Source organism: Cytobacillus oceanisediminis 2691, assembly GCF_000294775.2.
Lineage (GTDB): Bacteria > Bacillota > Bacilli > Bacillales > Cytobacillaceae > Cytobacillus > Cytobacillus pseudoceanisediminis.
Map to the genome: position 1 here is coordinate 1,209,514 of NZ_CP015506.1, position 24,961 is coordinate 1,234,474.

At 43.2% G+C, this 24,961-nt stretch carries 20 protein-coding genes, 16 tRNA genes and 3 rRNA genes; 36 read left to right on the top strand and 3 right to left on the bottom strand.

Going from position 1 to position 24,961, the window contains the following annotated elements:
- Positions 1 to 266: 266 nt before the first annotated feature.
- Complete coding sequence (locus A361_RS06165) at positions 267 to 1,559, bottom strand: glutamate-1-semialdehyde 2,1-aminomutase (RefSeq protein ID WP_019383513.1); 1,293 nt, start codon at positions 1,557 to 1,559, stop codon at positions 267 to 269.
- A 193-nt stretch (positions 1,560 to 1,752) separates the two neighbouring features.
- Here A361_RS06165 and A361_RS06170 point away from each other — a divergent pair, with 193 nt between their 5' ends.
- From A361_RS06170 to perR, 7 genes are all read left to right on the top strand, one after another.
- Positions 1,753 to 2,760: an ABC transporter ATP-binding protein gene (locus A361_RS06170; protein ID WP_009335851.1), complete on the top strand. Its 1,008-nt coding sequence runs from the start codon at positions 1,753 to 1,755 to the stop codon at positions 2,758 to 2,760.
- Positions 2,761 to 2,793: 33 nt separating this feature from the next.
- Entirely contained in the window at positions 2,794 to 3,585 is a 792-nt protein-coding gene (locus tag A361_RS06175) for an ABC transporter permease (protein WP_009335852.1), read from the top strand.
- Positions 3,586 to 3,588: 3 nt separating this feature from the next.
- Positions 3,589 to 4,374 carry an ABC transporter permease gene (locus tag A361_RS06180; protein WP_009335853.1) on the top strand — a complete coding sequence of 262 codons (786 nt, stop codon included), beginning with the start codon at positions 3,589 to 3,591 and terminating at the stop codon, positions 4,372 to 4,374.
- A 139-nt stretch (positions 4,375 to 4,513) separates the two neighbouring features.
- Complete coding sequence (locus A361_RS06185) at positions 4,514 to 4,927, top strand: potassium channel family protein (RefSeq protein WP_009335854.1); 414 nt, start codon at positions 4,514 to 4,516, stop codon at positions 4,925 to 4,927.
- 73 nt (positions 4,928 to 5,000) lie between these two features.
- Positions 5,001 to 5,471, top strand: a complete 471-nt coding sequence (bcp, locus tag A361_RS06190; RefSeq protein WP_019383514.1) for a thioredoxin-dependent thiol peroxidase — start codon at positions 5,001 to 5,003, stop codon at positions 5,469 to 5,471.
- A gap of 606 nt (positions 5,472 to 6,077) precedes the next feature.
- The gene (locus A361_RS06200; protein ID WP_019383517.1) at positions 6,078 to 6,635 is read left to right on the top strand and encodes a cob(I)yrinic acid a,c-diamide adenosyltransferase; all 558 of its coding nucleotides are present in this window, start codon (positions 6,078 to 6,080) and stop codon (positions 6,633 to 6,635) included.
- Positions 6,636 to 6,743: 108 nt separating this feature from the next.
- Positions 6,744 to 7,181, top strand: a complete 438-nt coding sequence (gene perR / locus A361_RS06205) for a peroxide-responsive transcriptional repressor PerR (protein WP_162272000.1) — start codon at positions 6,744 to 6,746, stop codon at positions 7,179 to 7,181.
- A gap of 113 nt (positions 7,182 to 7,294) precedes the next feature.
- On the opposite strand, the gene A361_RS06210 is transcribed toward perR, so the two are convergent.
- Positions 7,295 to 7,651: a YgzB family protein gene (locus tag A361_RS06210; RefSeq protein WP_009335859.1), complete on the bottom strand. Its 357-nt coding sequence runs from the start codon at positions 7,649 to 7,651 to the stop codon at positions 7,295 to 7,297.
- A 150-nt stretch (positions 7,652 to 7,801) separates the two neighbouring features.
- Between A361_RS06210 and A361_RS06215 the strand changes: the two genes are divergently transcribed.
- The 22 genes from A361_RS06215 to A361_RS30215 all read left to right on the top strand — a co-directional run bounded on the left by A361_RS06215 (position 7,802) and on the right by A361_RS30215 (position 15,812).
- Positions 7,802 to 8,677, top strand: a complete 876-nt coding sequence (locus A361_RS06215; RefSeq protein WP_019383518.1) for a nucleotidyltransferase-like protein — start codon at positions 7,802 to 7,804, stop codon at positions 8,675 to 8,677.
- Positions 8,678 to 8,954: 277 nt separating this feature from the next.
- A 16S ribosomal RNA gene (locus A361_RS06220) occupies positions 8,955 to 10,504 on the top strand.
- A gap of 181 nt (positions 10,505 to 10,685) precedes the next feature.
- Positions 10,686 to 10,817 (top strand): hypothetical protein, encoded by a 132-nt coding sequence (locus A361_RS31200; protein ID WP_257780738.1) that lies wholly within the window; start codon positions 10,686 to 10,688, stop codon positions 10,815 to 10,817.
- Positions 10,812 to 13,747, top strand: a 23S ribosomal RNA gene (locus A361_RS06225). The genes A361_RS31200 and A361_RS06225 overlap by 6 nt, the downstream gene beginning before the upstream one ends.
- A 186-nt stretch (positions 13,748 to 13,933) precedes the next feature.
- Positions 13,934 to 14,050, top strand: a 5S ribosomal RNA gene (rrf, locus tag A361_RS06230).
- The 16S, 23S and 5S rRNA genes sit together here with 16 tRNA genes alongside, the layout of an rRNA operon.
- A gap of 20 nt (positions 14,051 to 14,070) precedes the next feature.
- A tRNA-Asn gene (locus A361_RS06235) sits at positions 14,071 to 14,145 on the top strand.
- Between the two features lie 3 nt (positions 14,146 to 14,148).
- Positions 14,149 to 14,239: transfer RNA gene (locus A361_RS06240), tRNA-Ser, on the top strand.
- 16 nt (positions 14,240 to 14,255) lie between these two features.
- Positions 14,256 to 14,330: transfer RNA gene (locus A361_RS06245), tRNA-Glu, on the top strand.
- Between the two features lie 4 nt (positions 14,331 to 14,334).
- Positions 14,335 to 14,410: transfer RNA gene (locus A361_RS06250), tRNA-Val, on the top strand.
- Between the two features lie 9 nt (positions 14,411 to 14,419).
- Positions 14,420 to 14,493, top strand: a tRNA-Met gene (locus A361_RS06255).
- Between the two features lie 3 nt (positions 14,494 to 14,496).
- A tRNA-Asp gene (locus tag A361_RS06260) sits at positions 14,497 to 14,573 on the top strand.
- A gap of 23 nt (positions 14,574 to 14,596) precedes the next feature.
- Positions 14,597 to 14,669 (top strand) — tRNA-Phe (locus tag A361_RS06265).
- Between the two features lie 18 nt (positions 14,670 to 14,687).
- Positions 14,688 to 14,763, top strand: a tRNA-Thr gene (locus tag A361_RS06270).
- A gap of 17 nt (positions 14,764 to 14,780) precedes the next feature.
- Positions 14,781 to 14,864 (top strand) — tRNA-Tyr (locus A361_RS06275).
- Between the two features lie 7 nt (positions 14,865 to 14,871).
- Positions 14,872 to 14,945 (top strand) — tRNA-Trp (locus A361_RS06280).
- Positions 14,946 to 14,956: 11 nt separating this feature from the next.
- Positions 14,957 to 15,032, top strand: a tRNA-His gene (locus tag A361_RS06285).
- 58 nt (positions 15,033 to 15,090) lie between these two features.
- A tRNA-Gln gene (locus A361_RS06290) sits at positions 15,091 to 15,165 on the top strand.
- Positions 15,166 to 15,169: 4 nt separating this feature from the next.
- Positions 15,170 to 15,244: transfer RNA gene (locus A361_RS06295), tRNA-Gly, on the top strand.
- Between the two features lie 18 nt (positions 15,245 to 15,262).
- Positions 15,263 to 15,336: transfer RNA gene (locus tag A361_RS06300), tRNA-Cys, on the top strand.
- Between the two features lie 28 nt (positions 15,337 to 15,364).
- Positions 15,365 to 15,453: transfer RNA gene (locus A361_RS06305), tRNA-Leu, on the top strand.
- Positions 15,454 to 15,476: 23 nt separating this feature from the next.
- A tRNA-Leu gene (locus tag A361_RS06310) sits at positions 15,477 to 15,558 on the top strand.
- Between the two features lie 53 nt (positions 15,559 to 15,611).
- On the top strand, positions 15,612 to 15,812 hold the full coding sequence (locus A361_RS30215) for a hypothetical protein (protein ID WP_019381347.1): 201 nt from the start codon (positions 15,612 to 15,614) through the stop codon (positions 15,810 to 15,812).
- 467 nt (positions 15,813 to 16,279) lie between these two features.
- Here A361_RS30215 and A361_RS06320 read toward each other — a convergent pair whose 3' ends face one another.
- On the bottom strand, positions 16,280 to 17,188 hold the full coding sequence (locus tag A361_RS06320; protein WP_019381348.1) for a nuclease-related domain-containing protein: 909 nt from the start codon (positions 17,186 to 17,188) through the stop codon (positions 16,280 to 16,282).
- A gap of 184 nt (positions 17,189 to 17,372) precedes the next feature.
- On the opposite strand from A361_RS06320, the gene A361_RS06325 reads away from it, so the two are divergent.
- The 7 genes from A361_RS06325 (at position 17,373) to A361_RS06355 (ending at position 24,952) form a co-directional block, all read left to right on the top strand.
- Positions 17,373 to 18,314 carry a carbohydrate ABC transporter permease gene (locus A361_RS06325; RefSeq protein WP_009331574.1) on the top strand — a complete coding sequence of 314 codons (942 nt, stop codon included), beginning with the start codon at positions 17,373 to 17,375 and terminating at the stop codon, positions 18,312 to 18,314.
- The gene (locus A361_RS06330) at positions 18,314 to 19,141 is read left to right on the top strand and encodes a carbohydrate ABC transporter permease (protein ID WP_019381349.1); all 828 of its coding nucleotides are present in this window, start codon (positions 18,314 to 18,316) and stop codon (positions 19,139 to 19,141) included. Before A361_RS06325 ends, A361_RS06330 begins: the two co-directional genes overlap by 1 nt.
- Positions 19,142 to 19,210: 69 nt before the next feature.
- Positions 19,211 to 20,497, top strand: coding sequence for an ABC transporter substrate-binding protein (locus A361_RS06335; RefSeq protein WP_009331572.1), 1,287 nt, complete (start codon positions 19,211 to 19,213; stop codon positions 20,495 to 20,497).
- A gap of 147 nt (positions 20,498 to 20,644) precedes the next feature.
- Complete coding sequence (locus A361_RS06340) at positions 20,645 to 22,435, top strand: sensor histidine kinase (RefSeq protein WP_019381350.1); 1,791 nt, start codon at positions 20,645 to 20,647, stop codon at positions 22,433 to 22,435.
- Between the two features lies 1 nt (position 22,436).
- On the top strand, positions 22,437 to 23,165 hold the full coding sequence (locus A361_RS06345) for a response regulator transcription factor (protein ID WP_019381351.1): 729 nt from the start codon (positions 22,437 to 22,439) through the stop codon (positions 23,163 to 23,165).
- A gap of 16 nt (positions 23,166 to 23,181) precedes the next feature.
- Positions 23,182 to 23,922: a ThuA domain-containing protein gene (locus A361_RS06350; protein ID WP_019381352.1), complete on the top strand. Its 741-nt coding sequence runs from the start codon at positions 23,182 to 23,184 to the stop codon at positions 23,920 to 23,922.
- 1 nt (position 23,923) lies between these two features.
- The gene (locus A361_RS06355; RefSeq protein WP_019381353.1) at positions 23,924 to 24,952 is read left to right on the top strand and encodes a Gfo/Idh/MocA family protein; all 1,029 of its coding nucleotides are present in this window, start codon (positions 23,924 to 23,926) and stop codon (positions 24,950 to 24,952) included.
- The last annotated feature ends 9 nt before the right edge of the window (positions 24,953 to 24,961 follow it).

Here is a 24,961-nt window from a genome sequence, read left to right on the forward strand (position 1 = left end):
AATGAATAGTTCGATTATTCGGGACAGGCTAATAATATATTAAACTTTTTATGTCAGCGTAATCCGCTCTTACACAAAAGATTTCTCCCATCATATCATATGAATTTTCAGAAATCAATTATTTATACAAAAAGTTGGATATGATTAGAAGGGGGACATTAGTTTGTGTATAAAAAATCGCCTTGTTTGTAAACGTTTTCATTACTGGAGTTAAAGAAAACGGAAGCATTTCTGCTCCCGTTAATGTATAAAAATATGAATATTTATTAGTCTTTTAATTGCTGAAATGCGTTTTGAACCGCATGAATTGTTGCGTGGATATCTTCCTCGGTATGCGCAATTGTCATAAACCATGCTTCATATTTTGATGGAGCCAGGTTTATTCCCTGATTGAGCATCAGCTTGAAGAATTTTGCAAACATTTCTCCATCTGTATTTTCCGCCTGTTCATAATTCACAACTTTTTCTTCCGTAAAGTAGATTGTCAGGGCACCTTTTAATCGGTTAATTGTTATGGGAATGTTATGTTCTTCTGCAGCTGCACTAATGCCTTTTTCAAGCAATTCGCCAAGCCGGTCCAGATATTCATAGACACCAGGCTGTTTCAATACTTCGAGACATGCAATTCCTGACAGAATCGAAGCTGGATTACCAGCCATTGTACCTGCTTGATATGCAGGACCTAACGGAGCTACTGTTTCCATGATTTCCTTCTTCCCGCCATACGCACCGATTGGAAGGCCGCCGCCTATGATTTTCCCCATAGCTGTCAAGTCTGGTTTTACGCCTAGCAGGTCCTGGGCACCGCCATACATAAACCGGAATGCTGTGATGACTTCATCATAAATGACTAGTGCCCCGGCTGCATGTGTTAATTCGTTAACCTGTTCCAAAAAACCTGGTTTGGGTTCAACAATTCCAAAGTTGCCGACAATCGGTTCCACCAGGACGGCAGCGATTTGGTCGCCCCATTTTTCCAGCGCTTCCTTATATGGTTCGATTTCATTGAAAGGAACTGTGATCACTTCCTGGGCAATGCTCTTTGGAACCCCGGCAGAGTCAGGGGTTCCAAGTGTTGACGGCCCTGACCCTGCAGCAACCAGTACAAGATCGGAATGGCCGTGATAGCAGCCTGCAAACTTAATGATTTTGTCCCTGCCCGTATAGGCTCTTGCAACACGGATCGTGGTCATGACCGCTTCAGTTCCTGAGTTCACAAAGCGGACTTTATCCAAATTAGGCATTGCTTCCTTTAGCATTTCCGCGAATTTCACTTCATGTGGTGTAGGAGTTCCATATAATACACCGCGCTCAGCTGCTGTTTTTATTGCTTCTGTAATATGGGGGTGAGCATGCCCGGTAATGATGGGACCATAAGCAGCCAGATAATCAATATATTGATTGCCGTCCACATCCCAGAAATAAGCGCCCTGTGCACGTTCCATTGCAACCGGCGAGCCGCCTCCAACTGCTTTATAGGAGCGGGAAGGACTGTTCACCCCGCCGACAATATGTTCTAAAGCCTGTTTATGCAGCCGTTCAGAATTAGTAAATTGCATGTTAATCCTCCTGATAAAATCCAATTATACGTTCATCATTATTTTAACATGTTTGGAAGGGGCTTCGTCCAATCTAAGGGGAAGGCGGACTATTCTGTATTTTAGAAAGCGGAAATGGAGCAATCTAGTTGTGAAGAATGCGCTGTTTGTCTAAACTATTTCATTAGGGCATTAATTGGCAGGAGGAGTAATGATGAATGATGCAATAACAGTACGCAACTTAAAGAAGGAGTTTAAAGCATATTCAAGCCGCTCAGGATTAAAAGGTGCTTTCCGTGACTTGCTTACAAGGAATTATAAGATTGTGCCAGCGGTTAACAATATCAGTTTTAATGTAAAGCAAGGGGAGATGGTTGGGTATATTGGTGAAAATGGGGCGGGGAAATCAACCACCATAAAAATGCTGACGGGGATTCTAACCCCAACCAGCGGTGAAGTGATTGTGAATGGAATGAACCCTCATAAAGACCGTGAAAAATTCGTCAGCACGATTGGAGTTGTCTTCGGCCAGAGATCTCAGCTTTGGTGGGATATTGCTGTACAGGAATCCTTCAGGCTTCTCAAGAAGGTGTATAAGGTTACTGATGAGCAATACGACAGTCATATGGCGCATGTTATCAAAACCTTAGATATTGAACCTCTGCTCGATAAACCGGTCCGGAAGCTCTCACTCGGGCAGAGAATGAGGTGTGAGCTGGCAGCAGCACTCATCCATAATCCTCCGCTGCTGTTTTTAGACGAGCCCACTATTGGGCTAGATGTGCTTGTAAAATTGAAAATCAGGGAGTTCTTAAAGGAAATAAATGAAAAATATAATACAACTATTCTCCTGACTACTCATGATCTTTCGGATATTGAGGCGTTATGCGAACGAGTTGTTATGTTAGATGACGGGAAAATCATTTATGATGGAGCATTAAAAAGCCTGAAGGAAAAATGGGGAGAAGGGAAGGAAATAGAATTTCAATTTCTTGAAGAAGTGGGCCTTGCTGATTTAAACAAGATTACGGCATCATCTGAAGTAAAATGGGAAAAGGATGAGAAAGAAGCGATCTTTACCGCCTTTGTGGAGGATAATGATGAACTGATTTCCCTGCTTATCGCTAAAGTCGTGGCGGATTTGAAAGTGAAAGACATCAATATTAAAGAAACTTCAACAGAGGAAATAATTAGAAATATTTATGACCGGGGGATCTCTTAATGAAAGGATTTATTTATAACCGGGGGTGTTCCTGTGGATAAATATATAGAAATGATTCGGATCCGCTTTTTGATGATGCTTGCCTACCGAACGAATTACTATACAGGCATTCTGATATACAGTATTAATATTGGCGCTTACTATTTCCTGTGGAGCGCCATTTATGGAGAAAAAGATGCGATTGAGGGAATGTCTGTGATCCAGATGTCGACATATGTGGCTGTAGCGTGGATGGCAAGGGCATTTTACTTTAATAATATAGACAGGGAAATGGCTGCTGAGATTAAAGAAGGAAAAGTAGCGGTGGAACTGATCCGCCCATATAATTATTTGGGCATGAAAACGATGCAGGGATTGGGTGAAGGGATATTCCGTCTCTTCTTTTTCTCGGTTCCGGGAATGGCAATTGTCTCGTTCATTTTTCCGCTCCAATTTTCTGCGGATTGGACTACCTGGATTTTCTTTGCGGTATCGATTTTATTAAGTTTTCTTATAAATACGCAAATTAATTTATTGACAGGTATTACCACTTTCTTCTTATTTAATAATACTGGGCTTATCCGGGCGAAAAGAGTTGTGATTGATCTCTTTTCCGGTCTTCTGATTCCTATCAGCTTTTTTCCGGTCTGGGCACAGGATATATTAAGATTTCTGCCCTTTCAGGGTATTAGCTATGTGCCGAGCATGATCTTTACAAATAGCTTTTCAAATAACGAAGCTATACAAGCTATCATTATGCAGGGGATCTGGGTTCTTATTCTGATAATGCCAATTCAGGTTCTGTGGATCATAGCGAAAAAACAGCTCATTATTCAAGGAGGGTGACAGATGTTTTATATAGCCATTTTCTTTCAATATGTCGCCCAATATATGAAAACAAGAATGCAGTACCGTGCAGATTTATTTGTAGAGATCCTTTCAGATCTATTATTTCAGGCAGTCAATTTAATTTTTATCTTAGTCGTCTTTGGCCATACAACTCTCCTTGGGGGCTGGACAAGGGATGAAATTATCTTTATTTACGGATTTTTCCTTGTGCCCTATGCACTGTTTTCATCATTCTTTAATATTTGGGATTTTAATGAGAGATATATTGTAAAAGGAGAACTCGATAGGATTTTGACCCGGCCGATCCATAGTCTGTTCCAAATCGTTTTAGAACGGATGGAACTTGAATCTCTTTTTGGGGCTGTTACTGGAATTGCGGTTATGATTTACGCCGGAAACAGTCTTGGTTTAGAGATATCCTGGACAGATCCATTCTTATTCTTCTTATTTGTGATAGGTGGAATGCTTGTGTACGGTGGCATCTTTGTCATGATTGCCTGCATCAGCTTTTGGGCGGATGCCAGAACATCAATCATGCCGATGATGTACAACATCGGGAATTATGGCAGGTATCCGGTTGATATTTATAATAGTGTCATACGCTTCGTCCTAACCTGGGTGCTTCCGTTTGCCTTTGTTGGTGTATATCCAGCTTCATACTTTTTGGGGAAAGAGGAATGGTTTTTGTATTCCTTTTTAACGCCTGTAATCGGTATAGTATTCTTTAGCATTTCGATTCTGGCTTGGAATTCAGGTGTTAAGCGCTATCGCGGTGCGGGCAATTAAAGACGGGTTAAATCCCTGGCTTTTTTTATGGGAGGAAATTCTGAGTATAAGCAGAAAGACGTTTCAGAGACAGGCTGTCATACAGGACTGGCTATAAGCGTATAAATGAATTGATAAGCATTTCGAAATGAGGTGCAGTATGGCATTTTATTTATCGCTGATTTTAATCGTGCTGTGTATGATCATGAGTCTGCAGACTCTTTTCTCATCCGCCAAGATAAAGGGAAGATGGGTTTCTGTGGAGAATTTCCTTTATCTGATAAGTTTGTATGCAACGATTATGATTGGGTTTGGCCTTATATATATATGGCTTGATTTACATGGGCTGGTGGTTTTAATGGACGGCACTGACTATATGGAAACTGGTTTCCTCGAGAGACTGGAGACGGGTTTCTATTTTAGTGCGGTAACACTTTTTTCAGTTGGGTATGGAGATATCAGTCCTGTTGGTATAGGCAGGCTTATTGCCGTACTGGAAGCGTTAATCGGTTATGTGATCCCGGCAGCATTTGTTGCCAGGGTAGTATTTGATGCAGGTGACCGGGTTTCATAATGCTATCAGTTGTTTTTGACCACAAAGTTGGATAGGCTTAGAGTAAGAAACCTATTCAACAGGAGGAATTAAAATGGCAATTGAAATCGGTAAAGCAGCTCCGGATTTTGAGCTCGAGGCCAGTAATGGTGAAAAGGTAAAGTTATCAGATTACCTCGGGAAAAATATTGTTCTTTATTTTTACCCGAAAGACATGACGCCTGGCTGCACAACCCAGGCATGTGATTTCAGGGACAATCATGATAATTTTGCAGATGTGAATGCTGTCGTTTTAGGAATAAGCCCCGATCCGCTCAGCAGGCATGAGAAGTTTATTGAAAAGCATGGATTGCCTTTCCTGCTGCTTGCGGATGAGGAGCATAAAGCGGCAGATGCCTATGATGTCTGGAAACTGAAAAAGAACTTCGGGAAAGAATACATGGGAATTGAACGTTCCACTTTTATTATTGACAAGGAAGGCAAACTGGTTAAAGAGTGGCGCAAGGTTAAGGTAAAAGGGCATGTCGAGGAGACACTGGAATATATAAAGGAGAATTTGTCCTAGCCGCAAATGGGTTGCCTATTTTTTAACGGAACAAGGCTTTTGTCCATTCCGAAGAACAAGTTTTGCATATCATTTTATTAGGGCATACCTCCTCAGATACTTTTTCGAAACGGACCTGAACAGGTTCGTTTTTTTTATGTTTATTATTTTTGCCAAGCGGCATGGGGTGAAACGGTGAATTAAATAAGATGGAGTGGTAGTTATGAAAATTGTTTCTTCCATTTTGCCTCCCAAGAGCTGCAGGAAGAGGCAATACTGGATTTTCCTTAAGGGGATTTTCTATTTATTGACGGATTTGAAGCTGCGGGGAATCCTTTATGATGCTAAGTATTTTTTACACATGGGTAAGAATTAATAAGACAAAAAAATAAAGTGGATTATGGTGATGTCAGCAGGAATAGATGAAATGCATTTCAAAACATGCAATGGGAATGAAATTCTTATGGCTGAGTTTACGCTTGGTACTTTGTTAGGGCATGTTAAATAAACTGCCGGCTGAAAATGAAAAGGTCCAAGTCTGGTTAAATTTTTAAGCATAACCTTCATACATATATATAAAAATAACAAAGATTATTAATGCGATCGATTTTGAAAGAGGGTATTAAGATGAGGATTTATACAAAAACGGGAGATAAGGGGACAACGTCATTAATATACGGGCAGAGAGTCAGTAAAAATGACATTCGCGTTGAGGCATACGGTTCATGTGATGAGGCTAATTCTATGATTGGAATGGCCTTAAGCCATTTAAGAAGTGAGTATTTCAGCGGGAAAGAAAAAGTGGAGCAGGTGTTTCATAAAGTGCAGACAGACCTGTTTCATGCAGGAGCAGAGCTGGCAACGCCTGCAGGAAAAGAAGTTAAATGGACGATAAAGCAAGAGGATATCACCTTCATGGAAAAGCAAATTGATGAGTGGGAAGCTGACCTTGGAGCGCTTAATAACTTTATATTACCCGGCGGTCACCCTTCGGGAGCTGCGCTCCATGTAGCTAGAACGGTGGTGAGAAGAGCGGAACGATGTGCGGTCTCGCTCGGTGAAGAAGTGAATCCGATCGTTTTAGTTTATCTGAACCGATTGTCAGATCTGCTGTTTGTTGCTGCCCGGTTTGTCAATCACCATTTAGGCTCCGGTGAGCAATCGCTTCACGCTGAAAAGAGTTGATTCCCTCTATTAAGGAGTTTGTAATATTGACAAATGTGGTAAAAAATTAGTACACTATTTATAAAGATTATAAAGTAAGAATATTTGTTGGAAAAGAGGTGCATGGCGGTGGCGCATATGGAATTAAAAGAGGCGCTGGATACTTTAAAAGATACTGGAGTCCGTATCACTCCGCAGCGTCATGCGATACTTGAATATTTAATAAACTCCATGTCACACCCTACTGCTGACGATATATACAAAGCATTAGAGGGTAAATTTCCAAATATGAGTGTGGCAACAGTTTACAATAATTTACGAGTATTCCGTGAGGTTGGCCTGGTAAAGGAACTGACATATGGTGACGCATCTAGCCGCTTCGATTTTGTAACCACTCATCATTATCATGTCATTTGTGAAAGCTGCGGCAAGATTGTAGACTTCCACTATCCTGGTCTTGATGAAGTAGAGCACCTTGCTTCACATGTTACAGGTTTTAAAATCAGCCATCATAGAATGGAGATTTACGGAACGTGTCCGGATTGTGCAAGTAAAGAAGCTCACTAATAAATTATTTAAAGCTGCCGGCTGTGTGCTGTCAGCTTTTTATTTTTCCATAAAAAAACCGGCTTTCAGTTAGCCGGTCATTCTTAAAACTTGAATATGAAGCAAGAGATAAATCAGCTCTGCTTCGTATTTTTTTTGTTGTATTTTTCATCAAATTCAACGCCCTCAAGTTTTGGATCGAGCGTTAAAGGTTCATTACAGTACATGCACATATCAACTCGGCCAAGCATCTTTGTATGTTTTCCGCAATTTGGGCAAACCACCTGCACGGTTTTTGTTGAAAGCATGCCGATCCAAAAATATACACCGGTGCTAGCAAGAATGCAGAGCATTCCAAGAAGCATAAATATTGTCATGAGAAGAGCGGAATTCCTAAAGAATATTCCGAGATACATAACGATAAATCCGATAAAAATTAAACTAAGGGCAAATGTACGAATCTTATTGATTTTATTTGAGTACTTAGCCATTCTGCTCCCTCCTAAAAACTAACTATACCATACTCCTTTTGCGTAAATAAATATTAATATAGAATGGTGTCGAAAAATGTCTCACATTTAGGAAGGATTTCATTTATAATTGTCGAAGATATACGCTATCAATAAAATGGAGGAATTATGATGGAAGATATTCTCCGTCCTATATATCAAGAACGGGCAAGCCAGACGAACACTCTTGGCGTGATTATGACCGAAAAACTGCAAAAAGCTATTCCTGCTACTGATACATTTGATGCTGTACTGCTGATCCTTGTAGAGGAAGCAGATGAACCTGTGTTTGTTAAACATTACACATATAAAGATAAAAAAGCTGCTCTTCATATTGTGACAGACAAGCAGCTTCGCGAATGGATCCTGCTGGGGTCGAACCGAAAGATCTTTGATTGGCTCTATAATGGGAAAGTTTTATTCGATCGAAATGAATATATTTATAACCTGAAGGTGGAATTAAGAGAATTTCCGTTCTATGGGCGAAAATTAAAAATGGGTCTTGAGTTTGCCAAGCTGATCAGAAGATATATGGATGGCAAAGCCTTTTTTGAAAATCGCCATTATTTTGATGCCTATAACCATATTGTTCATTCCCTTCATCACCTGGCCAGGCTGGCTGTTATTGAAAATGGATTCCATCCTGAGGTAACTGTCTGGAACCAGGTAAAGCAAATTGAACCTGAAATAATGAAGCTATATGAAGAATTGGTGAATAGCCAGGAGCCTCTTGAAAAAAGACTGGAGCTTCTGTTTCTTGCAAGTGAATTTTTAATTCATTCAAGAACTAAGCAAGGAATCAGCCATCTTGCAGATGTGCTTGCTGAGAAAGATGAATGGTCCATCCACGATATTATGAACCATGAAGAGCTTTATCTATATGCAGTTGACTTAAGCATGCTTCTTGAGTATTTGATTGATAAGCATTTTATCGAAACAGTAAATGTTGAAACAAAAGGGCAAGGAATTTATCACAGGTATTACAAACTCAAAAAAAAATTATCGTAAAAAAACTTTAAAAGTTATTGACCTTTATTTAAATCCTTGTTATATTTATATCCGTCGCTGCGATATGAACGAAAAACATTTTCACAGACGACGGATAACTTATAAAAAAAGTGTTGACAACTAAATTCAACACATGTTATATTGATAAAGTCGCTTCTGAGCGATTAGGTAAAATATAACAAAGAGAAATTGATCTTTGAAAACTGAACGAACAAAAACGTCAACGTTAATTCTTTAGTCTTTTTTGAAAAGACAATTTATGAGCTTAATCAACTCTTATATGGAGAGTTTGATCCTGGCTCAGGACGAACGCTGGCGGCGTGCCTAATACATGCAAGTCGAGCGGACAGACGGGAGCTTGCTCCCTGAAGTCAGCGGCGGACGGGTGAGTAACACGTGGGCAACCTGCCTGTAAGACTGGGATAACTCCGGGAAACCGGGGCTAATACCGGATAATTCTTTCCCTCACATGAGGGAAAGCTGAAAGATGGTTTCGGCTATCACTTACAGATGGGCCCGCGGCGCATTAGCTAGTTGGTGAGGTAACGGCTCACCAAGGCAACGATGCGTAGCCGACCTGAGAGGGTGATCGGCCACACTGGGACTGAGACACGGCCCAGACTCCTACGGGAGGCAGCAGTAGGGAATCTTCCGCAATGGACGAAAGTCTGACGGAGCAACGCCGCGTGAGTGATGAAGGTTTTCGGATCGTAAAACTCTGTTGTTAGGGAAGAACAAGTACCGGAGTAACTGCCGGTACCTTGACGGTACCTAACCAGAAAGCCACGGCTAACTACGTGCCAGCAGCCGCGGTAATACGTAGGTGGCAAGCGTTGTCCGGAATTATTGGGCGTAAAGCGCGCGCAGGCGGTTCCTTAAGTCTGATGTGAAAGCCCCCGGCTCAACCGGGGAGGGTCATTGGAAACTGGGGAACTTGAGTGCAGAAGAGAAGAGTGGAATTCCACGTGTAGCGGTGAAATGCGTAGAGATGTGGAGGAACACCAGTGGCGAAGGCGACTCTTTGGTCTGTAACTGACGCTGAGGCGCGAAAGCGTGGGGAGCAAACAGGATTAGATACCCTGGTAGTCCACGCCGTAAACGATGAGTGCTAAGTGTTAGAGGGTTTCCGCCCTTTAGTGCTGCAGCAAACGCATTAAGCACTCCGCCTGGGGAGTACGGCCGCAAGGCTGAAACTCAAAGGAATTGACGGGGGCCCGCACAAGCGGTGGAGCATGTGGTTTAATTCGAAGCAACGCGAAGAACCTTACCAGGTCTTGACATCTCCTGACAACCCTAGAGATAGGGCGTTCCCCTTCGGGGGACAGGATGACAGGTGGTGCATGGTTGTCGTCAGCTCGTGTCGTGAGATGTTGGGTTAAGTCCCGCAACGAGCGCAACCCTTGATCTTAGTTGCCAGCATTCAGTTGGGCACTCTAAGGTGACTGCCGGTGACAAACCGGAGGAAGGTGGGGATGACGTCAAATCATCATGCCCCTTATGACCTGGGCTACACACGTGCTACAATGGATGGTACAAAGGGCTGCGAGACCGCGAGGTTAAGCGAATCCCATAAAACCATTCTCAGTTCGGATTGCAGGCTGCAACTCGCCTGCATGAAGCCGGAATCGCTAGTAATCGCGGATCAGCATGCCGCGGTGAATACGTTCCCGGGCCTTGTACACACCGCCCGTCACACCACGAGAGTTTGTAACACCCGAAGTCGGTGGGGTAACCTTTTGGAGCCAGCCGCCTAAGGTGGGACAGATGATTGGGGTGAAGTCGTAACAAGGTAGCCGTATCGGAAGGTGCGGCTGGATCACCTCCTTTCTAAGGATATTTACATGAAACGTGACGTGTTTTGTTCGTTCAGTTTTGAGAGTTCAATCTCTCAATGAAAGATTCGTTCTTTGAAAACTAGATAATGATAATGAAGAAGCAATAACCGAGTAATCGCCATCTTAGTTTTTTTCTCTTATTTTTGTTTTAAAACGAAGTAAGAGCACAAACCATGAGGACAATGAGAAGCAAGAAGATCAAGGAAGCGACCGAACGAGCACCGGAGCGTACGAGAGTACGTGAGGAGCACAGTGACGGAGCTGACGCAGAGATTCGCCGCTTATCATTGGCCGAAGTAGGTTAAGTTAGAAAGGGCGCACGGTGAATGCCTTGGCACTAGGAGCCGATGAAGGACGGTACTAACACCGATATGCTTCGGGGAGCTGTAAGTAAGCTTTGATCCGGAGATTTCCGAATGGGGAAACCCCCTATCCGTAATGGGATAGGATCTTTACCTGAATACATAGGGTATAGAAGGCAGACCCGGGGAACTGAAACATCTAAGTACCCGGAGGAAGAGAAAGCAAACGCGATTCCCTGAGTAGCGGCGAGCGAAACGGGATTAGCCCAAACCAAGAGGCTTGCCTCTTGGGGTTGTAGGACACTCTACACGGAGTTACAAAGGAACGAGGTAAATGAACAGGTCTGGAAAGGCCGGCCAGAGAAGGTAAAAGCCCTGTAGTTGAAACTTCGTTCCCTCCAGAGTGGATCCTGAGTACGGCGGGACACGAGAAATCCCGTCGGAAGCAGGGAGGACCATCTCCCAAGGCTAAATACTCCCTAGTGACCGATAGTGAACCAGTACCGTGAGGGAAAGGTGAAAAGCACCCCGGAAGGGGAGTGAAAGAGATCCTGAAACCGTGTGCCTACAAGTAGTTAGAGCCCGTTAATGGGTGATAGCGTGCCTTTTGTAGAATGAACCGGCGAGTTACGATTACATGCGAGGTTAAGTTGATGAGACGGAGCCGCAGCGAAAGCGAGTCTGAATAGGGCGAATGAGTATGTGGTCGTAGACCCGAAACCAGGTGATCTACCCATGTCCAGGGTGAAGTCCAGGTAACACTGGATGGAGGCCCGAACCCACGCACGTTGAAAAGTGCGGGGATGAGGTGTGGGTAGCGGAGAAATTCCAATCGAACTTGGAGATAGCTGGTTCTCTCCGAAATAGCTTTAGGGCTAGCCTCATGTAGTAAGAGTCTTGGAGGTAGAGCACTGTTTGGACTAGGGGCCCCCATCGGGTTACCGAATTCAGACAAACTCCGAATGCCAAAGACTTATCCATGGGAGTCAGACTGCGAGTGATAAGATCCGTAGTCAAGAGGGAAACAGCCCAGACCACCAGCTAAGGTCCCAAAGTATACGTTAAGTGGAAAAGGATGTGGAGTTGCTTAGACAACCAGGATGTTGGCTTAGAAGCAGCCACCATTTAAAGAGTGCGTAATAGCTCACTGGTCGAGTGACTCCGCGCCGAAAATGTACCGGGGCTAAACGTATCACCGAAGCTGTGGATTGACATCTTCCGATGTCAGTGGTAGGAGAGCGTTCTAAGGGCGTTGAAGCGGGATCGCAAGGACCCGTGGAGCGCTTAGAAGTGAGAATGCCGGTATGAGTAGCGAAAGATGGGTGAGAATCCCATCCACCGAATGCCTAAGGTTTCCTGAGGAAGGCTCGTCCGCTCAGGGTTAGTCGGGACCTAAGCCGAGGCTGAAAAGCGTAGGCGATGGACAACAGGTTGATATTCCTGTACCACCTCTTTACCGTTTGAGCAATGGGGGGACGCAGGAGGATAGGGTAAGCACGCTGCTGGATTAGCGTGTCCAAGCAGTTAGGCCGGTAACGAGGCAAATCCCGTTACCACATAGGCTGAGCTGTGACGGCGAGGGAAATTTAGTACCGAAGTTCCTGATTCCACACTGCCAAGAAAAGCCTCTAGCGAGGGAAAAGGTGCCCGTACCGCAAACCGACACAGGTAGGCGAGGAGAGAATCCTAAGGTGAGCGAGAGAACTCTCGTTAAGGAACTCGGCAAAATGACCCCGTAACTTCGGGAGAAGGGGTGCTCATTAGGGTGAATAGCCCTGATGAGCCGCAGTGAATAGGCCCAGGCGACTGTTTAGCAAAAACACAGGTCTCTGCGAAGCCGCAAGGCGAAGTATAGGGGCTGACGCCTGCCCGGTGCTGGAAGGTTAAGAGGAGAGGTTAGCGCAAGCGAAGCTTTGAATCGAAGCCCCAGTAAACGGCGGCCGTAACTATAACGGTCCTAAGGTAGCGAAATTCCTTGTCGGGTAAGTTCCGACCCGCACGAAAGGCGTAACGATCTGGGCACTGTCTCAACGAGAGACTCGGTGAAATTATAGTACCTGTGAAGATGCAGGTTACCCGCGACAGGACGGAAAGACCCCGTGGAGCTTTACTGTAGCCTGATATTGAATTTTGGTACAGCTTGTACAGGATAGGTAGGAGCCTGAGAAGCCGGAGCGCCAGCTTCGGTGGAGGCGTCGGTGGGATACTACCCTGGCTGTATTGAAATTCTAACCCGCGCCCCTTATCGGGGCGGGAGACAGTGTCAGGTGGGCAGTTTGACTGGGGCGGTCGCCTCCTAAAAAGTAACGGAGGCGCCCAAAGGTTCCCTCAGAATGGTTGGAAATCATTCGCAGAGTGTAAAGGCACAAGGGAGCTTGACTGCGAGACCTACAAGTCGAGCAGGGACGAAAGTCGGGCTTAGTGATCCGGTGGTTCCGCATGGAAGGGCCATCGCTCAACGGATAAAAGCTACCCCGGGGATAACAGGCTTATCTCCCCCAAGAGTCCACATCGACGGGGAGGTTTGGCACCTCGATGTCGGCTCATCGCATCCTGGGGCTGTAGTCGGTCCCAAGGGTTGGGCTGTTCGCCCATTAAAGCGGTACGCGAGCTGGGTTCAGAACGTCGTGAGACAGTTCGGTCCCTATCCGTCGTGGGCGCAGGAAATTTGAGAGGAGCTGTCCTTAGTACGAGAGGACCGGGATGGACGCACCGCTGGTGTACCAGTTGTCTTGCCAAAGGCATCGCTGGGTAGCTATGTGCGGAAGGGATAAGTGCTGAAAGCATCTAAGCATGAAGCCCCCCTCGAGATGAGATTTCCCATAGCGTCAAGCTAGTAAGATCCCTGAAAGATGATCAGGTTGATAGGTCAGAGGTGGAAGCGTGGCGACATGTGGAGCTGACTGATACTAATCGATCGAGGACTTAACCAAAACGAAAAGCGGAGGCGACTGTTCAACTTCGAGAGAAGTTAGGAGCCGAAGCTAGACAAGTTATTGGTGAATACTCGGCAAATTCTTCTTCATACATTATCTAGTTTTGAGGGAACGAAAAATAGTAAATTTCCTCTTGAAAAATGATAAAAAGACGGTATAATAATACTTGTCTTTGAAAAATAGTCTGGTGGCGATAGCGAGAAGGTCACACCCGTTCCCATACCGAACACGGAAGTTAAGCTTCTCAGCGCCAATGGTAGTTAGGGGCTGTCCCCTTGTGAGAGTAGGACGCTGCCGGGCTGTTTTACAAATATCACTATTCCGCAGTAGCTCAGTGGTAGAGCATTCGGCTGTTAACCGAACGGTCGTAGGTTCGAATCCTACCTGCGGAGCCAAATGGAGAGCTGTCCGAGTGGCCGAAGGAGCACGATTGGAAATCGTGTATACGCTAACCGCGTATCAAGGGTTCAAATCCCTTGCTCTCCGCCATTATTAATTCTATATTGGCCCCTTGGTCAAGCGGTTAAGACACCGCCCTTTCACGGCGGTAACACGGGTTCGAATCCCGTAGGGGTCACCATAATGGAGGATTAGCTCAGCTGGGAGAGCATCTGCCTTACAAGCAGAGGGTCGGCGGTTCGATCCCGTCATCCTCCACCATATTATTGTCGCGGGGTGGAGCAGTCCGGTAGCTCGTCGGGCTCATAACCCGAAGGTCGCAGGTTCAAATCCTGCCCCCGCAATTTGGTCCGGTAGTTCAGTTGGTTAGAATGCCTGCCTGTCACGCAGGAGGTCGCGGGTTCGAGTCCCGTCCGGACCGCCATTTTTACAATATTAATAATATTTGGCTCAGTAGCTCAGTCGGTAGAGCAAAGGACTGAAAATCCTTGTGTCGGCGGTTCGATTCCGTCCTGAGCCACCTTTACTGAATTGATTTGCCGGTGTAGCTCAATTGGTAGAGCAACTGACTTGTAATCAGTAGGTTGGGGGTTCAAGTCCTCTCGCCGGCACCATTTTTTTATGTTAATATGGAGGGGTAGCGAAGTGGCTAAACGCGGCGGACTGTAAATCCGCTCCTTCGGGTTCGGCAGTTCGAATCTGCCCCCCTCCACCATTTATATAGGGGTATAGTTTAATGGTAAAACGAAGGTCTCCAAAACCTTTGATGTGGGTTCGATTCCTACTACCCCTGCCAATTTTATAATGGCGGCTGTGGCGAAGTGGTTAACGCATCGGATTGTGGCTCCGACACTCGTGGGTTCGATTCCCATCAGTCGCCCCATAATTTTAAAGTAACAGTACGAGTATAACTCTCATATAAATGTAATATGAACGATCAATGGGCTATAGCCAAGCGGTAAGGCACCGGACTTTGACTCCGTCACTCGCAGGTTCGAATCCTGCTAGCCCAGCCATTTTGCGGAAGTAGTTCAGTGGTAGAACATCACCTTGCCAAGGTGGGGGTCGCGGGTTCGAATCCCGTCTTCCGCTCCAGAATAAACTTCAATTTATGGCGGCATAGCCAAGTGGTAAGGCAGAGGTCTGCAAAACCTTTACCACCGGTTCGAATCCGGTTGCCGCCTCCATAATCTAAATCTTGATTCGCTGATATACGCCGGGGTGGCGGAACTGGCAGACGCACAGGACTTAAAATCCTGCGGTAGGTGACTACCGTACCGGTTCGATTCCGGTCCTCGGCACCACAAGATTTACTACATTTTAATATGCCGGTGTGGCGGAATTGGCAGACGCGCACGACTCAAAATCGTGTTCCTTCTGGAGTGTCGGTTCGACCCCGACCACCGGTATCTAAAAAAAGGTTTCCTAATAGGGAAACCTTTTTTGTTGTTAATTAAAATCTGTGCAAATTTTAAAGCGGAAAGCAAATATCAATGCAGCCCTTCTGCTGATTGTGATGCAAGTTGTTTCAATGCAGGGTTCCGAACGATTCAGAGGGTGGTTTCGAAATGGGGTTCTGAACTGTTCGGAAGTAATTCAAAAGGACATAATTATTGACTTAGCAGGAGGAAAAAAAACGATGTGTCCTAATGTTGTGAATTGAGCGGAACTAATAACTGAAGAGGCGAAAAAGAATCTCTAAATTTCGAAGATGTTATGTGAACGGAACTTATGCACCAAAATAGAGCCAGAAAGATTCGATGACTTTATGTGAACGGAACTAATGAAGCAGAATAGTGCCGTTCAGTTTCAAAGATGTCATGTGAATGGTACTAATGCAAGAGAATAGTGCCGTTCAGTTTCAAAGATGTCACGTGAATGGAACTAATGCAAGTGAATAGTGCCGTTCAGTTTCATGATGTCAAGTGAGCGGAACTAATGCAGCAGAATAAAGCCATTAAGGTTCGATAACCTCAGTGAATGGAACTAATAATTCTGAATAGAGCCCTTCAGTATCGATAGTGTGATCTAAAAGAATCTAATGATGTTTGCTTATTCATGAATCGTGTGAGGATAGCCGAAGGGGACATGCCATACTGTTAAAAATAAACTACTCAACATAATTGTGTTTTATTCAAAGTAAGAAGTCTTGCCATGAATGATATGATTAAAGTTGTTTGATAGGATTTTCCGGATTTTTTTCTTTGAAATAATATCAGAACACCATTCATGCACAATATTGGTTGTTAGCATCATATCGGGAAACATAACTCTAAACTCTTTAACACTTCTAACGATTGCCAATTCGACATCTTCTTTGTATCCGCAATTCTTACATACTAAAGCAGCTCTGTGCAATCGATCCATAAAGTGCTGGCAAGAAGCACACTTAACCCCCTTCTCCAATCCCTCAAATGTATACTCAAATCGCCTTCCATAAGGAATATCCTCCAAATGCAAAGACAGTAACTTGTCTGCCAGCATTAAATGGTTCTTATTTGCCGGTTGAGATTTCAATTTTAATTTGTCTATAAATCGGTTAATTTGTGCTGGAAATATAGCAGGAAGATTCATTGTGGCTTGATACAATTGAAATTCGGGGTTAATAAAAATAAGAAGAGCCTTAAGAGGGGTTTCTACTCCCAATTTCTGCAGAAGTCTTCTCAGGAGGGATTCACTTCGCTGAAGCTGCAGAAGAGGATTTTTAACTTCAGTATTTGCTGGTACTGTATACCATCTGTTTTGTTCGATATAAAAGTCTCCCTCATAATTCTTAACTTCAAAAAGATAGATACAGCCTCCAGTGAATAATAGTGAATCTATTTGGAAAAGGGTGTTACTGTAATCGAACAATAAATCATTAAGAATAATCCATTCCTCAGGCGAATGTTCTAGTAGTTCATCAAATTTCTTCTCACCTGAAAAACCTTTTTCTAAATTAAGAAAGAGGCTGTAATCTTTTGGGGAAAGCCGCATTCTTCCATGTAAACTCTGAAGCAATTTTAATTCTTCCGGTTCATAACGATATTTTAATATCATAGCCCACATCCCTATATTCAAGATAGCTTCATTCTATGCAATGTATTCGATTAACACAAGTTAAACCTTTTAAACAAGTCAAAATATTGCACCTTTTTAGTCAATCCAGTCACCTATATATGCAAACGGTTTCAAATATAATGTAGGAAAGCGTTTGCAAGAGATAAGGGGGCGGTGAAAAGATTTGGAGACAAAGATTGAGGTCGGGGAAGCAGCAGTCAATTCAGAGGTTAAAACAGTATCCAGGAAAAAAGCAAATCTGAAAAAAATGCTAACATACAGTGCTTTTGTAGGACCGGCATTGATTTTTTTCCTGGTGATTCAAATCATTCCTTTTTTGATGGGTATTTATTATTCCTTTACTTCCTGGAATGGTGTCAGTTCTGTGGTTGAGTGGGTAGGACTTGAAAATTATTTAAAGATCTTTAAGAATGATCCTAAGTTTTTTGATTCCTTTATTTTTACTACCAAGTTTATGTTAGCTTCGGTTATTATTAGTAATTTACTAGGTTTTGGGCTTGCGTTATTATTGAACGCAGCATTGAAGTCCAGGAACTTATTGCGGACTGTGTTTTTCATTCCTAATGTTATCGGGGGATTATTGCTTGGGTTCATCTGGCAGTTTATTTTTGTAAAAGGGTTTGCGGCAATTGGAAATCTTACAGACCTGTCCGTTTTTAAGCTCCCATGGCTTGGGGATGAGACAACAGCATTCTGGGGGATTGTAATTGTGTTTGCCTGGCAGATCAGCGGATATATGATGGTTATTTATATTGCAGCGCTGCAGGGGGTTGACCAGACATTGCTGGAGGCTGCCAGGATCGATGGGGCATCAAGCTGGACACTTCTGACGAAAATTATTATTCCACTTATTTTGCCGGCGTTTACGATTTGTTTCTTTTTAACTATTTCAATGGCCTTTAAGATTTTCGATCTGAATATTTCACTGACAGGCGGAGGTCCTTTTAATTCAACACAATCTGTAGCGATTAATATTTATCAGGAAGCATTCCAAAATAACCGGTATGGTCTTGGTACCGCGAAATCCATTCTGTTCTTCCTTGTTGTGGCTATTTTTACAACGGTTCAGGTTATGATGACCAAGAAAAGGGAGGTTGAGGCATAATGAATCCCAGATATACGAAGGTTACGTTTCTGCTCGAGATTATCGGAATCGTATTAGGAGTCATTTTCCTCATACCTTTTTATTTCGTGATCATCAATTCTGTAAAAGGTTTTGCAGATATTTTGATTGATGCTGCAGCGTGGCCGCAGGAGTTTTTATTCTCCAATTACTTGAAGGTATGGGATATTATTAATTTCCCGCGGGCCTTCTGGAACTCGCTTATAATTACGGTGATCAGCAATATTGGACTTGTTGTCATTAGTTCCATGGCTGCCTGGAAGATGGTCCGAACCCCGGGAAAATTCAGCAAAATCCTATTTGCCCTATTTGTTTCTGCGATGGTTATTCCATTCCAGACGGTCATGATACCGCTGATGAAGCTGGGAGGCACGCTGAATCTGACAAACAGCATACCAGGTCTCATCATTATGTATTTTGGCTTTGGTGTACCATTATCGCTTTTCCTGTATCACGGATTTATTAAAACAGTTCCAATAGAGATAGAAGAATCGGCCCGAATTGATGGGTGCAGCCAGTTTGGGGTCTTTTGGAGAATTGTTTTTCCGCTTCTAAAACCAATCACTGTAACGGTTGTTATTTTAAATACATTATGGATCTGGAATGATTATCTGCTGCCGCTTCTTGTGCTTCAGGATGCAGAACTTAGGACGATTCCTTTGGCCACAAGTTCATTCTTTGCACAATATACAAAGCAATGGGACATGGGACTGGCCGCCCTTGTAATGGGCATTACACCGGTCGTTATTTTCTTCCTGTTCCTGCAGAGGCATATTATTAAAGGCATTGCACAAGGCTCCATCAAGTAGTTATAGAGACTTTTGCGGCCATATGGGCTGTTAAAGTTTATATAAAAAATTATTCAGGGGGGAAACAAAATGAAACGCTTTGCTTTATTACTGCTGTCATTGGTTCTGATGGCGGGCATTATGGCAGGCTGTTCTTCTTCCAGCTCTTCAGGGGACGAAAAGCCTAAGGATGATTCAAAGAATGAGGATGAAGTGGTAACATTAAATTTGTTCCAGTTTAAAGTGGAGATTGCCGATCAGCTTCAGGAAATGATCGGTGAATTCGAAAAAGAGCATCCGAATATTAAAGTAAAGCTTGAATCAGTCGGCGGCGGTGCTGATTATGGTGCCGCATTAAAAGCAAAGTTTGCATCCGGCGAACAGCCTGACATTTTTAACAATGGCGGATTTAAAGAATTGGAGCTTTGGAAGGAGCATCTTGCAGATCTTTCAAATGAGCCTTGGGCAGAGCATGTGCTTCCAATTGGAAAAGTACCAATGACTGATACAGACGGAAAACTTTATGGAATGCCTGTAAACCTTGAAGGATACGGTTTCATTTATAATAAGGATTTATTTGAAGAAGCAGGCATTACTGAACCGCCTAATACGATTTCTGAATTGAAGGATGCTGCTGAAAAACTAAAGGATAAAGGAATTACTCCTTTCTCTGCCGGTTACGGAGAGTGGTGGGTCATTGGTCAGCATTTATTAAATATTCCATTTGCACAGCAGGAAGATCCAGTGGCATTTATTGAGGGCCTATACAGCGGATCTGAAAAGATTATTGGCAATGATAAATTTAAAGAGTTCAAAGAAGTGCTTGATACTGAAATAAACTTCGGAAATGAAAATCCATTAACAACAGATTACAATACGCAAGTGACTCTATTTGCTTCCGGCAAAACGGCTATGCTTCAACAGGGAAACTGGACAGAAAACATGATTCTTGAAATCGACCCTGAAATTAACATGGGATTCCTTCCAATTCCGCTGACTGATGATGAAGCTGAAGCAGACCGTTTACCAGTAGGCGTTCCGAACAACTGGGTTCTTAATAAAAATTCAGAACATCTTGAAGAAGCAAAATTATTCCTTGACTGGATGGTTTCTTCTGAAACAGGAAAGCGTTATATCACAGAAGAGTTTGCGTTCATTCCTGCCTTCGACAATATAGAGCCAACCGGTTTAGGGCCTCTTGGCCAGCATATTCTTGAGTATTCTAAGGAAGAGAAAACTGTTCCTTGGACATGGTTCAGATGGCCTGATGGTGCAAATAAAGAGTTTGCTGCAACAATCCAGGAGTACGCTGCAGGAAAGATCGACTATGATACGCTCGTTGAACGCTTCCAGGCATCCTGGGATAATTTGAAATAAATTTGGTTAAACAGGAAGCATGTCTGCGGAAGATATGCTTTCTGTTTTATATTTTAATGATAAGCAAAACCCCATAGCAAAAAGGCATCCCCAAAAAGGGAAGTTCACTTTATACTATTGTAAAAGACAAAGCAGCGGGGGATGTACATGTTCAAAAAGAGCATTAGGAATAAACTGATTGTTCTATTGATGGTAGCAACGATCGTTCCATTTGGGGCGTCTATAATCATCACTTATTATCATACAGCGGAATCATTGAAAGACCAGGCCATCAAGGAAAATAGCAACCTATTATATCAAGGAAAAGTGAACCTGGAGGGTTACATAAATGAGCTGGATGGATTAACACTATCCCTTTACAATAATCCAGGTTTAATAAACTTTTTAAAAGATCCCCAAAAGGAAAATAATTATCAGGCAGTGGAAGCTGTAAGAAATGTAATTTCTACCATACTGTATGCAGAAGAAAATATTAAAAGGGTCAACATTGCTGTTGCAAAGGAAGATCGTCTTATAACAGCTTCCAGGCGCTCTACAGTTATTTTTTCAAAGAAGCTGACAAATGCCAATCAGGAATTTTACCTAAAAGCAAAAGAAAGTCCAAGCAATATGTATCTTGAGCCTATTCATAAGATAAAGGAGCCTGAGGACAAAAAGCCTAAAAATGTAATAACGCTTCACAGATCTTTAATCAATATTCCATCAGATGATGTATTGGCATATATCTCACTGGAGTTCTCACCAGATCAAATAACCAATATCAGCCGTAATCTTTACTCGGAGGAAAATGAAGAATTCTATATTATATCTCCTGAAGGGGAATTGATCTACCATTCAACTGATGAAACTGATGAAGATACTAAAACGACTGATTGGATAGATTGGGTAATGAGTACAAATAAAGTTAATGGCACGGTTGAATGGAAAGAAGGTTCATTCAACGGCGTCATGATATACGATCAATTATCGCAAAATTCTGGCGGCTGGTATCTTGTTAAGCGTGTCCCATATACCACTTTATATGAAAGTGCATTCAGCGTGGCGAAAATCAATATCATGTTTGGCGTAATCGGACTCATCCTGGTTATTCTTGCCACTCTATTTATCTCTGTTAGAATCACTTCACCAATCAGAATCCTGCTGAAATATATTGATCAGGTTGAAAAAGGAAACCTTAATGTCCGTTTTCAATCTTTTGGCAATGATGAGATTGGCTATCTCGGTGATCGATTTAAACAAATGATCGATAAAATAAATGATTTGATCAATCGGGAGTATAAACTTCAGCTTGAGAACAAGACCAATCAGCTAAAGGTTCTGCAGTCCCAGGTTAATCCGCATTTTTTATATAACGCATTGCAGTCCATCGGAACAGCGGCATTAAAAGATCAGGGTCCACAGATTTATTCGTCTGTTACCCGCCTTTCTAAAATCATGCGGTACAGCATGAATATGGAGGAGGATATGGTTCCTCTTCAAAAAGAGATCGAACATACCAAGTCCTATCTCCTGCTGCAGAAAGAGCGGTTCGGTGACCAGCTTCAGTTCAGTTTTCAGCTTGATGAAGAAGCATTGGGGTTTCCTGTGCCGAAAATGATTTTACAGCCCATAGTGGAGAATTATTTTAAGCATGGCTTTGATGCACGGGAAAAAACAGGAGAGGTTAGTATCACCTGCAGACAGGATGAATTTTATCTGGATATTCTGATCGGGGATAATGGCAGCGGCGTTTCTGAGAGCAGGCTGGAGGAAATCCGACTGCATTTGATGAGTGACAGGATAGGGCAAAAGGTTGAGTTAACGAATATCGGACTGAAGAATGTTTACACCCGGTTAAAACTCTATTATGGCAATCGTGCATACCTGCAGCTTAAGAATCTTGAGCGCGGCGGGCTGCTTGTTTCTATTAAACTTCCAAAAAGGATGGAAGGTGGATAAGATGAAAGCAATTATTGTGGATGATGAAAAACATGTGAGGGAAGGCTTGTTGCTTCTTGCGGATTGGAGCCGCTTTGGAATTGACACAATCCTGGAGGCGGTAGATGGAAATGAGGCCATAAAGCTGATTAAAGAGCATCGCCCGGAAATCATATTCACTGATATGAGCATGCCAAAGAGAGATGGCATAAGCCTTTTAAAATGGATTCATTCTTCGGATCTATCCAGCAAGACGATTGTCGTCAGCGGATATGATGATTTTGACTATATGAGGAATGCCATCTGTTATAAAAGCTTTGATTATATCTTGAAGCCTATTGATCCTGAAATATTGAATGAATCCCTGGAGAAAGCCATAAATGAATGGAAACAGCAGAGTCCTCCAGAGGAATGCCAGAAGGAGCATGGCGGGGAGATGAATGTGATTCAGCAAATAGAACAGTTTTTGCTGGAAAGCTATAACAAGGATATTAACCTGCAGGAAATTGCAGACAGATTTTATTTAAGCAGGGAGTACATTTCCAGGAAGTTTAAACATGAATATCAGGCTACCATAACGGATTTTATTACGAATGTCCGAATGAACAAGGCAAAAGAGCTTCTGCAGAACCCTAAACTGAAAATCTATGAAATTGCTTTCCAGGTCGGCTATCAGGATGAAAAGTACTTTAGCAAAGTCTTTAAAAAGACAGAGGGGATTTCCCCAAATGAATATCGAAGCATGAATTAACAGAAGGAGGAAGATTATGATCAACGTGCTTGTCTGGAATGAGAATCGTCATGAACAAAAGGATGAAAAGGTAAGGTCTGTCTATCCGGATGGTATTCACGGTGCCATTGCAGACTTTTTAAATGAAGAAGATTATAAAGTAAAGACAGCTACATTGGATGAGCCTCAGCATGGACTTAGTGATGCTGTTTTACAGGAAACAGACGTTTTGGTCTGGTGGGGGCATCTCGCGCATGGGGAAGTTGAGGATGCAATCGCTGAAAAAGTAAAACAAAGAGTGCTGGATGGAATGGGGCTGATTGTCCTGCATTCCGGCCATTTTTCTAAGATTTTTAAAGCATTGATGGGAACATCCTGTGATTTAAAGTGGAGAGAAGCGGATGAAAAGGAACGGATTTGGATTGTAGACCCGAGCCATCCCATTGCAGAAGGACTTGGAGAATATATTGAACTTGAAAAAGAAGAAATGTATGGGGAACATTTTGATATCCCTGCACCGGATGAACTTGTAATGGTGAGCTGGTTTGAAGGCGGGGAAGTTTTCCGGAGCGGCTGTACATACAGGCGCGGAAAAGGGAAAATCTTTTATTTTCGCCCAGGACATGAAACGTATCCAACTTATTATCATAAGGACGTTCAGCAGGTTATTAAAAATGCTGTTAAGTGGGCTAAACCAACTGATCTTCCCGTACCGGTCTATGGAAATGCGAAGCCATTGGAGAGAATCAAAGTGACTCAAGAAGGAGTGGAGAATTAAGATGAAAAAACTCAAAATTGGAATAATTGGCTGCGGAAGTATAGCCAAGCATCGGCATATGCCTGAATATCATGCAAGCAGCGGGGCTGTCATTGCAGCGGTATGTGATATTGATGAAGAGCGTGCAAATGTGTTTGCCGGGTTGTACGGGGCGCAGGTGTACACCGATTATAGAGAATTGCTGGCTAATAAGGATATAGATGCAGTGAGTGTCTGCACCCCGAATTATCTGCATGCTCCCATATCAGCTGCAGCATTAAACGCCGGCAAGCATGTACTATGTGAAAAGCCTATGGCAACTTCTATGGAAGAGGCACAGGACATGATTGAAGCAGCCAGTAAGAATGGAAAGAAATTAATGATTGCTCATAATCAGCGCTTTGTTCCATCTCATAAAAAAGCAAAGGAATTGATTGCAAAAGGTGAAGCTGGAAAAATCTATAGTTTCCGGACGGCTTTTGGCCACGGCGGGCCAGAGGGATGGAGTGCAGATGGCAAAGAAAGCTGGTTCTTCAAAAAAGATCAGGCTTTTATTGGCGCCATGGGCGACCTTGGTGTACATAAGACCGACTTGCTGCGTTATCTGCTGGGAGAAGAGTTTGCTGAGGCAGGAGCATTCGTAGAGACAAGTGCCAAGATGGGTGCTGATGTCGATGATACAGCGGTATGCGTTTTAAAAACGGAAAGCGGTGTAATCGGTACATTGGCTGCAAGCTGGTCTTATGTCTCAAAAGAAGACAATTCCACAATTATTTATGGAGAAAAGGCAATTTTGAGATTAGAAGATGATCCGGTGAATTCTCTCATTGTTCAGTATGCAAACGGTGAAACAGTGAAGTACGAACTTGGCGGGATTCAGACAAATGAAGAAGGAGGACAAAAGAACTCAGGCGTCATTGATCATTTTCTTGAAAGCATCTTAAATGAACAGGAGCCTGCGATTCCTGGTTCTGAGGGAATGAAGTCGCTCCAAGTGATACTTGCTGCGCTGGAGTCGAGCGAAACAAAGCAGATTGTCAGAATTAAGTGAGGTGCATCA

Excerpts from the sequence above, each read along its gene's own strand:
- A361_RS06165 (WP_019383513.1), bottom strand. The coding sequence starts at position 1,559 with ATGCAATTTACTAATTCTGAACGGCTGCATAAACAGGCTTTAGAACAT.
- A361_RS06170 (WP_009335851.1), top strand. The coding sequence starts at position 1,753 with ATGAATGATGCAATAACAGTACGCAACTTAAAGAAGGAGTTTAAAGCA.
- A361_RS06180 (WP_009335853.1), top strand. The coding sequence starts at position 3,589 with ATGTTTTATATAGCCATTTTCTTTCAATATGTCGCCCAATATATGAAA.
- A361_RS06185 (WP_009335854.1), top strand. The coding sequence starts at position 4,514 with ATGGCATTTTATTTATCGCTGATTTTAATCGTGCTGTGTATGATCATG.
- bcp (WP_019383514.1), top strand. The coding sequence starts at position 5,001 with ATGGCAATTGAAATCGGTAAAGCAGCTCCGGATTTTGAGCTCGAGGCC.
- A361_RS06200 (WP_019383517.1), top strand. The coding sequence starts at position 6,078 with ATGAGGATTTATACAAAAACGGGAGATAAGGGGACAACGTCATTAATA.
- A361_RS06210 (WP_009335859.1), bottom strand. The coding sequence starts at position 7,651 with ATGGCTAAGTACTCAAATAAAATCAATAAGATTCGTACATTTGCCCTT.
- A361_RS06215 (WP_019383518.1), top strand. The coding sequence starts at position 7,802 with ATGGAAGATATTCTCCGTCCTATATATCAAGAACGGGCAAGCCAGACG.
- A361_RS31200 (WP_257780738.1), top strand. The coding sequence starts at position 10,686 with ATGAGGACAATGAGAAGCAAGAAGATCAAGGAAGCGACCGAACGAGCA.
- A361_RS06320 (WP_019381348.1), bottom strand. The coding sequence starts at position 17,188 with ATGATATTAAAATATCGTTATGAACCGGAAGAATTAAAATTGCTTCAG.
- A361_RS06330 (WP_019381349.1), top strand. The coding sequence starts at position 18,314 with ATGAATCCCAGATATACGAAGGTTACGTTTCTGCTCGAGATTATCGGA.
- A361_RS06335 (WP_009331572.1), top strand. The coding sequence starts at position 19,211 with ATGAAACGCTTTGCTTTATTACTGCTGTCATTGGTTCTGATGGCGGGC.
- A361_RS06340 (WP_019381350.1), top strand. The coding sequence starts at position 20,645 with ATGTTCAAAAAGAGCATTAGGAATAAACTGATTGTTCTATTGATGGTA.
- A361_RS06345 (WP_019381351.1), top strand. The coding sequence starts at position 22,437 with ATGAAAGCAATTATTGTGGATGATGAAAAACATGTGAGGGAAGGCTTG.
- A361_RS06350 (WP_019381352.1), top strand. The coding sequence starts at position 23,182 with ATGATCAACGTGCTTGTCTGGAATGAGAATCGTCATGAACAAAAGGAT.
- A361_RS06355 (WP_019381353.1), top strand. The coding sequence starts at position 23,924 with ATGAAAAAACTCAAAATTGGAATAATTGGCTGCGGAAGTATAGCCAAG.